Here is a 10,346-nt window from a genome sequence, read left to right as displayed (position 1 = left end):
TTATCAAGACCCAGGCGCCGATCGCTACGAGCAAAAGTATCGGGAGCGAGTTGTGAAAGGTTTGTACCGGCGTGCGGCTGAGTTTGGCTTCACGCTACAACCGGCGAGTGGTGTTTCTTAGGAAGGCCGCCGCGTACTTTGCCAAGGAGTGCGGCTAAAGTACGCCTTCATCAAGAAGCACTCGACTGATTACCCGGTGCGGCGCCTTTGCCAAACCCTCAAGGTGCACCCCAGCGGCTACTACGCCTGGCTGGCCGAGCCTGAATCTGCCCGAGCAAAAGAAGATCAACGTCTGCTTGGCTTGATCAAACACGCTTGGCTAGAAAGCGGAGGTGTATATGGCTACCGCAAAATTCACGATGACCTACGTGAGCTAGGAGAGGAATGCGGACGAAATCGAGTCGGGCGCTTGATGCAGGCGGAGGGGCTGCGTTCGCAAACGGGCTATCGGCGGCGTCCAGGGTTTTACGGTGGTAAACCAACAGTGGCCTCGCCCAACCACCTCGCGCGGCAGTTCAATGTCAGTGAGCCGAACAAGGTTTGGGTGACAGATATCACTTACATCCGCACCTATGAAGGATGGCTCTACCTGGCGGTAGTGCTAGATCTGTTCTCACGCCAAGTAATTGGTTGGTCAATGAAGCCAAGGATGTGCAGCGACCTGGCTATCGACGCAATGTTGATGGCTGTGTGGCGACGCAAGCCACAGCAGCAAGTGATGATTCACTCAGATCAAGGTAGTCAGTTCAGTAGCTCAGATTGGCAAAGCTTCTTGAAGGCTAACAATGTAATCAGCAGCATGAGCCGGCGGGGAAACTGCCACGACAATGCCGTAGCCGAGAGCTTTTTCCAGCTTTTGAAGCGGGAGCGAATCCGACGAAAGATCTACACAACCCGTGAAGAAGCCCGAAGTGACATTTTCGATTACATCGAGATGTTCTATAACCCTAAACGCCGACACAGCAGTGCTATGCAGCTGTCTCCAGTAGAGTATGAGAAACGCTATTTCCTGAGCTTGGAGAGTGTCTAGGAAACCAGGGGCGATTCAGATACAGTGAGCATGGCTGCCCCATTCGCTTGCAGCGCAGAGCGATTGCCCTGCATATCCCCTGCACCAGTCAATCTACACTCCTGTTGCTCAGTGGGTTGAGGCTCGATCCAGTAAGGTCTCCCTACATACGGCGACACGAGCGCGCTGCCACCTTTGCGTTGCAGAATCAGCCGAGCGCGACGCCGTCGCGCTGACTGATGGTGGCCGAGCATACTCGTCGGCACAGTTAGCCTTGAACTACTAGGCTGAGGACAGCCAGGACGACAGAAAACTATTTAGAGAGCAGTGTATCTGCCTTGAATATTTTCAGACGCCCCAGATCGCAAACCTGAGTGTAGTGCTGGTTACCGAACTCGCCTTGATTAATGAGTAGTTCCCGATTTTTTCGATCTTCTCGATAGACCTCTGCCATTGTGGCGTTAGTGCTTTTTATTTTTTCATCAAATAGTTCGGCCGGCAAAAAACCCACGGCCTTTTCGGCATCTAGAATCAAAAAGTCAACAGGACTGCCACAGTACTTCCTTGCTGGAGACAGGTTATCCCAGGCCATTGAAAGACATGTTTCAGGATGACTGATCGAGTTTATTGCCACGGGGACGGTAAAATCGATAAGAATTTGCCCTACGCTGGCACCATTACTGTGCTCCTTTACGCAAGCCAAGGCTGATGTGGCGAGCGCGACGTCATCTTCAACAAATTCCTTTGCAATGAAATAACTCGCGTGGGACATACCTGGCGTTTCACTCTGAATCCCTTTATTAAGAAGGAATAGTTGCTGCAAAAACAACAGACTAATTATAACTCCGAGCACACGCGGACCACTTGACGACCGGGCATAACCTACAACGCCAAGCAATAGAACAAAGGAAATCCCGGTAAAGTAAGAACCAACGCTACTCACATTTTTAACGGAAACCGCCAGATAAATCGCAACACTTACAAATATCGCTATTATCGCCAGAAAATCACTACGCACTGAGCGATCTTGACGCATAGCTATAAACCAGCCAAACATGAGCAGTAACATTGCCAGGAAGGCGCCAAAAGCTCTGAATACGCCATAGTAGAAACGTTCAACGGGATTAGCAGGCCCCTCAGGAATACGGGTAACTTCGAGAAATTTCTGCAGATCGTTTAAGTAGTCAATCCAGAAATGTGGAGCACTTGGGATAAGTAGAAAAGAAGGATTAATCATCACCCCGAGAACCAACAGAAAAACAATCAGCGGCGGAACAAGAGTTTTGACGGCACGCGACCAGTCAAGTCGGCGCAACAACAGAAGCGCAATTAACGGGGCGATGAGCAGGCCACTCAGTTTGATCGCTCCGGCGATGGCGAGACTCAAGGCCACCCGCGTCACACCCCAAGTAGTTGATTTTTCTTGCTTTAATGCATAATAAAGTGCAAGCAACGAGAAAAATGTCACTGCATTCACGGTACCAAAACGCAGCGAAAAGTAACCCATTGAAGGAAAAAGTGCGAATATCAGCACTGCACCTGCGCATGCCCACGACGGAACTTTTAACTGTTTTAGAAGCTTGTGCATTACCATCAAGCACATGACTCCAAACAGCAGTGAAAGTTGTCGAGGCGTGACAATTAAGGGCCAGGCTATAGAGAAACTCTGCTCAAGCAGGAACAAAGGGTAGGTGATCAAGGCAATGGTTGCCCAGAAGACCCAGCCATAGGCATAGTCGTTGAGTATAAAAAACTTTGGCCAATCACCGGCTTGCAAAATAAGATGAGCCCGACGCAAGCTAGCCTGAAATCCAACATCATCGTAGGAACGAAAGCCCAACAGGGTGAAGTCACTGGAGAAAATAAAGTTTTCGACAAATAAAATTGCGAAAATCACACCAGTCAGCAAATAACAGACTGTCGCGTAACGCCGAAATGAGTGCTCGATTGTCATATAAATGTCAGTATAGTTTTATTATGATTGGTCACTTTGCCAACCGCATGCGGTAACGTTCAGCGTCCCAATTTAGCAGTTCACAGATATTTTGATCTGAGAGTGAATTCAATTTTTCGTCTTGCCCCTGCCGGACTATAACATCATAGTAGCAACGTATTTGTGCTTCTTTGGCCTTGTTGAATCCCGGACCCACAAATACGCCGACGCTTTCCAGGAACAGAATGTCGGGCAGTACCTCGAGTTTTTCAATCACTGCACGGAGGTTTGAGACGTCATCCACTGTCACGGCGCGCGCCCCCATGAACACTACATGGTCAGGACACAGTGCCCAGTCTTCTTGCACACGCTTGAACAATGCAGGGTCAATTGCTAGCTGATGCAACACAGGGTCATTGGCCGGTATCCAACTGCATGTATCGTCGTAGCGGATCGATTTCTGTAGCGGTGGAACTACCATTGCTGCCCGAGGTACGACGCGTAAACGTTCCGTCAGCGCATTCAGGATACTAGCGACTTCGCCAACAGTCGCCGCGCCAATGACAACGCCATGGTTCTGGAGAAATATCACGTTTACGCCCGGTCTATCGTTCAGTCCCCGGGCCACGGCGCAGGCCAAAGCCGCTCCGGGCTTATGGTAGCCAACGGATGTCCAGATCACACCTGGAATCGAATCCTGATTGAGTACGCTGGGAAAACTCGCCCTAACCAGATGCGCCAGGACTTCGATTGCATGCACATGAACTACGATTCGCTGGGGCATAAGCGCATGCAGCAGCGTCTCAATCGAAGGTCGCAGGCCGGATTCGCTGACAACGACCGGCTTGACGTCAAATTGATCATTCTGAATGGCTTCGCGCAGATGTACCAGGTCAACAGGCACGAAGATGGACTGCTCGACTGCGTCGGCAAGCCACGTGCCAGAAGCCTTGACCCATAAAACATCAGCGTCCTTCCACGACACATTACCCCCTGCGCCCTGTACAAGCAGGGGCTGGGCACCTATGTCAGCGCAGTAGTTGCTGATTTCTCCCTGGAGGTCGGAATACTCAAAACTCATCCTTTTTCTCCCAGGCGGGCAATGAGTTTACGTAGATCGCTGAAGTTACCGAACGACGCATCCGGGGCGTTTTCCCCGTCTCCTAGCTCGACGCCAGCATGAGTCTTCTGCAGTGTTACCGCGTTAATTTTCTGGCGCCCCCCTCGAATGTCATTCACCGGGTTGTCGCCGATCATCCAGATACAGTCGCCTTTGGGGCGCATTTTTTCCAAGGCGATCTGGAAGGGGGCCTCATGAGGTTTGTCGTAACCGGCCTCTTCGCTGGTCACGATGTAATCAAAGTAATGATCAAGACCAAAGTAGACGACCTTACGAAACTGGATCTGAGCGGTGAGATCCGTAACAATTGCGGTGGGCACTCCCAACAGCCTCAGATCATCGAGCGTATCCTTCACGCCCTCGAACAAAGTCGCATTGGAAAGAAATGTGCGCCAGTAGGTCTGCTCAAAATCCAGCGCGAGAAGTACCTGGGAACCCAGCCCCAGAATTTCCAGCATTCGCTGCAAATAGAGCAGACGGCTATGGGATGAAGCAGTGTGCTTGAGGCGTGCTTTGACCTGGTTGCGTGCTTCTTTGAATGCAGCATCGAACTCTTCTCGCTTGATCGAGAAGGTACTGACCACTTTTTCTCTTACCGCATGTTGTGCTGCCGCATGCGCCGGGTCATAGGGGTACAGGGTGTTGTCAGTGTCGAAAAGAATCGCGTCCGGAAGACGATCAAAGCGCCCGGTATTGTAGATTTTCATTATATGAACCGTTTCGTAAGAGCTTGGTTGATATGCGATAGGGTAATGAGCTGCATCACACCAATCATCCCATCCCTCCACTCGGGCTCAATATCTAGAAACTCGAGGACCCGCGGACAGACCAATTGTGCAGCCATCGCCATGTCATCAGCTGAGGTTTCGCCTTCTACCACCATCTCCACAGCTCCAGATTGATTTCGCACTGAAAAGTCAACATGAAGCCCGCAAACCCCTACGAGGACGCGCGTCAGCAACAATTCATTGAGGCCGTGTCGTGAGCTGACTACAAGCTTGAAGCGCAGCGGGTGCTTCTCGCTGGATTCCTGCAGCATGCGTGGATGGATTGGCTGCAAGGAAAGCACTATATCGGCATGAGCTGCCTGCGGGCGAATGAAGTTTTCAGAATCCGGTGCTCGCCGCTCAAAGGATTGCAGAACGCGCTCTACACTATGGCCACGTTGTTTGACATCACGCTCCAGCTTGAAATGCCGGCGCAAGTTCTCATCGATATCCAGATAGATGCTCAAGTTGTAGCAGTCCCTGAGAATCGGTACGTGCAGGGCATGTAAACCGCTGGCGATAATAAAATCGTTACTTTTGATATGGCAAGGACGGCTCATCTTGCCAGTCGCATGGTCATAGTGGCGGGAGTGAATAGTTTTGCCGTCTGCCAGCGCCAGCAAATCCCGAGCGAAGCCTTCGAGATCGTTCGCCATGGGGTTCAAATGGGTCATCACCTGCCACATCGGCTTGTGGCGATCCCATAGGTGATAATCATCACCCGAGATTGTTGCGACGGAGTGACCGCCGAACAGGTGTTTGATCGCATCGGAAAAAGTATCTTTTCCTGCCCCTGAATCTCCGGCAATGCCGATCACAAAAGGATGCTGACTCAAGCGAAAATAATCATTGCGTTGAATGGTTTCGCGCGCAATCCGAATGGCGAGGATTATACCAATGGCAAACAAGGTCGTGTTCAGAAGCGAATTGATGTGACGTGTCATCTCTGGACCACCTTGCAACTGGACCAACACCATCTGCCAGTGCTCGGGCAGTAACACTTGGGCTGCGTCCATCAAGGTGGTTACTGCATAAGTACTGGCGAACAACGTGGCCAGCACAATTGCAATTCGATCACTTTTCGCCTGGTACTGTACCAGTAAAGGAATAGTCCAGAGATACCATCCAGGAGAGGCAGGAGTTGTCAGTACGATCAAGAGGAACACGAGTCCCAGGATGATACTGAACAGATCATAATTGAGTCGACGAACGCGCCAGGAAGCATAGAGGGTTACAAGATAAATAAGTGGAACAATGTAGATTGATACCCGACTTCCCAGGTCGACGGTAAGTAGATAAACCTTTGCCATCTCCGGACTATCGAACAACATCGCTGGTCCGTCCACGGTCAGTGCGAAAGGTACTGTCAAGAACACTAAAGCAACCACACATCCCTTTATGAACTGTGGCAGAAGCTGCCGAACCGGTCGGTTGTGTAACAAGTATATAGCGAAGAAAGGCAGTGCCATCAGCATACTGAGCTTCGCCGAAATGGCGGCAACAACGGCAATGCCCGCATGTTCCATTTTTAATTGACGCAACAAATGAAGCGACAGTGTCAGTAGCAATACCGGCACTAGATCATTGAGGCCCAGGACGTAGCTGGGAACAATGACCAGAGGGGACAGCCAGTAGGCAAACAACAGCAACTTCCTCCTGCCTGGCAGAAGGTGTTGCAACAAAACAAACAACGCAAGATCTGCGATCAGCAGGCTAAATCCATAGCCAATAGCTAAGGGAACACTCAGCAGCTTGCACAGGAGTACCAGTGGAAGGAGAAACAGCCACATCACATAGCCATAAGGAAAGGCAATGGGTGAGCCACCTGCCTCCAGCCAAGTACGCCAAGGGTTCAACGTGAGTTGCTGAGTGGTAATGTCCATAAATGGGACATACCATTCAGCCACTGCGGGGGCTGTCACTAGCATAATCAACGCAACGCGAAGTATCAGCCCTGTGACGAACAGCGGGTTGAAAAGAAGGCTTTTCATGGTTTTTGAACTAACGCCTCCCACAGGTCCGCACGCTTGGTACAGACCGCGTCAACCGTTATGCCGCGCTCATCCAAGAGTTTGGCCATCTGTGGAATTTCTTGCTCGGCATCACGCCCCTGAAGCTCGGGAGACACCAGGCACAGACGGAAGTCAGCGTCTTTCAGGCGCTTCGCATCATTTTGTTGCAGTGGAAAATGGGTGAAGCAATCGACCCATACCCAATTGACCTTGCCGGCCAAGGTTAGAGCGGTCTCGATCGATTCGAATTCCGAGACCCTTACTGCACAATTCTGCTCTCCCAACCGCGACCATTTGACGAGGAAGGGGAAGGATTGATCAAGAAAAAAATAGTCATCAATGTCATGGGACTTCATCAACGCGATGAGGCGAGCTTCAAGCCCCTCTTCCTTGACATTGAGAATAAGCGTTTGGTGGCGATATTCGCTGATCCAGTCTTCAAAGGAAACTGCATCGACGAATGGGTCATGGTGAACAATCAGCTTGTTTCCAAAACTGCGGACATCTACTTCAATGCCATAGCGGCTATCCGTACCACAAAGTTCGGAAATGGTGTTCCTTCGATGAGCGATTATTTTCATGAGTTTAGAGACTTTCTAAGTTGTAAGCTGAAATCGATCGTGCGCGCAATAAACTTGCGCTTGGCTGCCCAGTTTACATTCCAATGAGAAACACCGTGGGCCCGTTCACCAAAACGCACTGGAAAACGGTGGACCATCTGCTTGCACTGTCGTGCCTGGTAATAGGCATACAAATCCAGGGAGAAATCGTGTGGCGGAGCCTCCCACGTCTCGAAAAAGCGGCGGCTAAACATGGTAGGTTGCGCATTGATGTCCCAGAGCGGCTTGCGCAACAACAAAGTTTCGAAAATGCTCATACCGGTAGTGAACAGCGTATCTGCCAAGGGCCGTCCGTAACGCCGCCCCTTGATAAACACTTCCTCCCCATGCCGGCTCACCAGGTCCAGGCCACGCAAAGCGTCCTGCGGATCGGTTTGCATATCGGCATGCGTCCAGCCAAGCATCTGCCCCTGCGCGGCGCGCAATCCGCTGAGGATACCAAAGCCATAGCCCTGATTTTGCTCTACGCGAATACTGCGACATCCTTGGTAGGCTGGCAGTAACGCCTCCAAGACGCCAGGTGTGCTGTCAGTTGAACCGTTATCCACCAGGATGACCTCAACACCGGGAGTGGCGCCCAATGCCTTACAACGCTCCAGCAACAGGGGAAGGTTCGCCGCTTCGTTGTAGCAAGGGATAACAAGAGAGAATCTCATAGGGCCTCCTTAGGTTCGCTTACTTTAAACACAAAGTGTTTCATACCCAGGAAGTTGAGAGCCGCCGACACGCCAGTCGCTAGCAGGAATGCCAGGTGGATATCGGCGGCAAACATCCACAGGGCGAGGCGGTTGATTGCGATGTTGGCAACCAGGGTAACGGTATAAAGCACGCCAAAACGTATCGCACTGCCTCGAGCATGCACCTTGGCATTGAAGGTCCAGAACCGGTTTGCAAAGTAGGCAAATATTGTACCCGCCAAGAACCCGAGCCCCTTCGCCCAGTCTGTTGTTACGATCCCGGTTCCGACCAACCCTCGATAGCTCAGAAAGTCGACCAGCACCGTAAGGCTGCCTACCACCAAAAAAATGCTGAGCTCACGCCTGATCATAAGTGTTGGACTGTTGCTGCCGGGACAGTTGCTCGGTAGCGCTCTTCGAGTGCAGTGACGCAGTTGCCGGGGATCCGCGGGTCATTTTCGAGACGGTAGGGGTGTCCGGCCCACTTGTGGAAGCAGGATTGCCAGTATTCAAATGTACGAAGATCGTTGGGGGTTCCCCATGACAGGAACGAGTCTACTTCGAACAGTACGCACTTGAGCCCGAGGTCGACAGCGTGATTAATGCAGGAGTCTATATAAAACTCACCATTGATTCGGTCGTCAGCGGCCACCAGGCGATCGACCGCCCTGCGGAAATTCTCTGCGTTGCGAAAAGTGAAAGATCCCAGCACTACTGGATCATAAGCGGGCTGACCAAGGGGGGTCTTCACGGAAATACGCTTGATCCGGCCTTGTTCACTATCAATCCAACCGAACATTTCAGCGTGGCGTACAGCATTGGCATGGCCGCGTACCCCCCAAACAATGACATCGACGCCCGGATCGTCCATTAGTACCTGCAAGTCGGGCATTTCATACAGAGCGCCGTTATCACACGCGCCAATCGTCACAGGTCCAGGATCGTTTGATACTGCAGCAGCCAAAGCATCGAGGCCAATCAGTGCAGTGCATGCTTGACCTTCGGTGACGCCAGGAATCGATTTGATAATGACGCCCGGATAAGTGCTTTTCAGCGTTGAGCAAATATCCTCAAAACCTTGCATGTCCTGACGTAACACGAAAACATGATGGTCGGCTTTCGGTAGGTCATTAGTCGCCTGAATCACCATTGGCTTGCCTGAGACCGGAATCAGAGGTTTGGTGAGCGAGTACCCTTCATTTACGAAACGCTGTCCTAGCCCCGCCATAGGGATAATCAGAGTCCCTCGTGGCGCCGTTGCTAGCGGGGCATCGGTCATTTGGCGAAATGCTTTGGACCACCCCAGATACTCAACGACATCATCCGGTGTTCCCCATTGCATAAAGTGCTGTAAAGGATACACCGCTACCGGCAAGGATTGGTTGAAAAGCAGCTTGTAAGCGAGGCTGACGTAGTATTCACCACCTACATTCAGGTCTTCTTCCATCGCGTGCCTGAACGACTCGCTCATCAGGCGGCCAGAGGCAAAGTAATAGGTCCCGCTGGAGGCAAACTCATCCATTCGGTTGTTGGTATATGGCTGCTTTTCCTGGATATCGCTCGCCCAGCCATCTACTTCACGAATGTAAGCGTAGTTGGTACTACCAAGACAATGAGGATGAAAGCCCTTATAGGCGGGAATGGCACCTGCGCAGTGACTTTCCTTGACGAACTGCTTGAAGTGGGACCAGTCCCAGAAGCACGTGAAATCGCAATAGTTGACGATCACTGGCCGCGCCGGATCAATCAAATGCTCGACCTGGCGTACGGCGTTGATCGGGCCCAACTTGTGGGAAGGGATCGCCACAATGCGACCAGTCGGGCAGTACCGGCGAAGAATTTCTTCCATCCGGTACTCAGGGTGGCTCAGATGATCTTCGTTGCAAATGAAAAGAAAATCATGCTCACCAGGGAACATGTTAATAACATGTCCGATAATTGGCTTTCCATCAATTTCGATCAAGGGTTTCGGGACGCTGTAGCCCGCGCGACGAAAGCGCTCCCCGAAGCCCGACATTGGGATGATAATTTGCATGAGTATCTCGATGATTTGCGTGGTGGAACTCTGTGGCTCTGTCCATAAAGGGCGGCCTCAAGGAGCAAGTGCAACAGTCAGTTAAAAAATCGGAGCGTGCTAATTACGAAATTGAACGAGATACCGCCTCCGAAGCATCGCGATCGTTTGGCGTCTGAGCGAACCGAGCCATC

8 protein-coding genes and 1 pseudogene are annotated in these 10,346 nt (G+C 51.4%); 1 reads left to right on the top strand and 8 read right to left on the bottom strand.

Going from position 1 to position 10,346, the window contains the following annotated elements:
* Positions 1-121: 121 nt before the first annotated feature.
* Positions 122-1,030: pseudogene (locus H8F21_RS28800) on the top strand (IS3 family transposase); the annotation flags it as partial.
* A gap of 292 nt (positions 1,031-1,322) precedes the next feature.
* Here H8F21_RS28800 and H8F21_RS28795 read toward each other — a convergent pair.
* Genes H8F21_RS28795 through H8F21_RS28760 form a run of 8 tightly spaced genes read right to left on the bottom strand, consistent with a single transcriptional unit; the run spans position 1,323 to position 10,173 of the window.
* Positions 1,323-2,963: a hypothetical protein gene (locus tag H8F21_RS28795; RefSeq protein WP_203585805.1), complete on the bottom strand. Its 1,641-nt coding sequence runs from the start codon at positions 2,961-2,963 to the stop codon at positions 1,323-1,325.
* 31 nt (positions 2,964-2,994) lie between these two features.
* Positions 2,995-4,023, bottom strand: a complete 1,029-nt coding sequence (locus H8F21_RS28790; protein WP_203585804.1) for a class II aldolase/adducin family protein — start codon at positions 4,021-4,023, stop codon at positions 2,995-2,997.
* Positions 4,020-4,769, bottom strand: a complete 750-nt coding sequence (locus H8F21_RS28785; protein WP_203585803.1) for an HAD family hydrolase — start codon at positions 4,767-4,769, stop codon at positions 4,020-4,022. The genes H8F21_RS28790 and H8F21_RS28785 overlap by 4 nt, the downstream gene beginning before the upstream one ends.
* Positions 4,769-6,820 (bottom strand): nucleoside/nucleotide kinase family protein, encoded by a 2,052-nt coding sequence (locus H8F21_RS28780; RefSeq protein WP_203585802.1) that lies wholly within the window; start codon positions 6,818-6,820, stop codon positions 4,769-4,771. Before H8F21_RS28780 ends, H8F21_RS28785 begins: the two co-directional genes overlap by 1 nt.
* The gene (locus tag H8F21_RS28775) at positions 6,817-7,422 is read right to left on the bottom strand and encodes a phosphatidylinositol-specific phospholipase C/glycerophosphodiester phosphodiesterase family protein (protein ID WP_203585801.1); all 606 of its coding nucleotides are present in this window, start codon (positions 7,420-7,422) and stop codon (positions 6,817-6,819) included. Before H8F21_RS28775 ends, H8F21_RS28780 begins: the two co-directional genes overlap by 4 nt.
* A complete protein-coding gene (locus H8F21_RS28770; RefSeq protein ID WP_203585800.1) occupies positions 7,419-8,117 on the bottom strand; it encodes a glycosyltransferase family 2 protein in 699 nt (232 codons plus the stop codon). Before H8F21_RS28770 ends, H8F21_RS28775 begins: the two co-directional genes overlap by 4 nt.
* The gene (locus tag H8F21_RS28765; RefSeq protein ID WP_203585799.1) at positions 8,114-8,509 is read right to left on the bottom strand and encodes a GtrA family protein; all 396 of its coding nucleotides are present in this window, start codon (positions 8,507-8,509) and stop codon (positions 8,114-8,116) included. The genes H8F21_RS28770 and H8F21_RS28765 overlap by 4 nt, the downstream gene beginning before the upstream one ends.
* On the bottom strand, positions 8,506-10,173 hold the full coding sequence (locus H8F21_RS28760; protein ID WP_203585798.1) for a glycosyltransferase family protein: 1,668 nt from the start codon (positions 10,171-10,173) through the stop codon (positions 8,506-8,508). Before H8F21_RS28760 ends, H8F21_RS28765 begins: the two co-directional genes overlap by 4 nt.
* Positions 10,174-10,346 lie beyond the last annotated feature (173 nt).

Origin of the sequence: Pseudomonas arcuscaelestis, assembly GCF_016881005.1 — a bacterium.
GTDB classification, from domain to species: Bacteria; Pseudomonadota; Gammaproteobacteria; order Pseudomonadales; family Pseudomonadaceae; genus Aquipseudomonas; species Aquipseudomonas arcuscaelestis.
Note: the sequence above shows the minus strand (reverse complement) of the source record. Positions and strands in the feature narration are given on the sequence as shown.

Coding starts and splice junctions, on each gene's coding strand:
- H8F21_RS28790 (WP_203585804.1), bottom strand. CDS start 4,023: ATGAGTTTTGAGTATTCCGACCTCCAGGGAGAAATCAGCAACTACTGC.
- H8F21_RS28765 (WP_203585799.1), bottom strand. CDS start 8,509: ATGATCAGGCGTGAGCTCAGCATTTTTTTGGTGGTAGGCAGCCTTACG.
- H8F21_RS28770 (WP_203585800.1), bottom strand. CDS start 8,117: ATGAGATTCTCTCTTGTTATCCCTTGCTACAACGAAGCGGCGAACCTT.
- H8F21_RS28795 (WP_203585805.1), bottom strand. CDS start 2,963: ATGACAATCGAGCACTCATTTCGGCGTTACGCGACAGTCTGTTATTTG.
- H8F21_RS28780 (WP_203585802.1), bottom strand. CDS start 6,820: ATGAAAAGCCTTCTTTTCAACCCGCTGTTCGTCACAGGGCTGATACTT.
- H8F21_RS28760 (WP_203585798.1), bottom strand. CDS start 10,173: ATGCAAATTATCATCCCAATGTCGGGCTTCGGGGAGCGCTTTCGTCGC.
- H8F21_RS28775 (WP_203585801.1), bottom strand. CDS start 7,422: ATGAAAATAATCGCTCATCGAAGGAACACCATTTCCGAACTTTGTGGT.
- H8F21_RS28785 (WP_203585803.1), bottom strand. CDS start 4,769: ATGAAAATCTACAATACCGGGCGCTTTGATCGTCTTCCGGACGCGATT.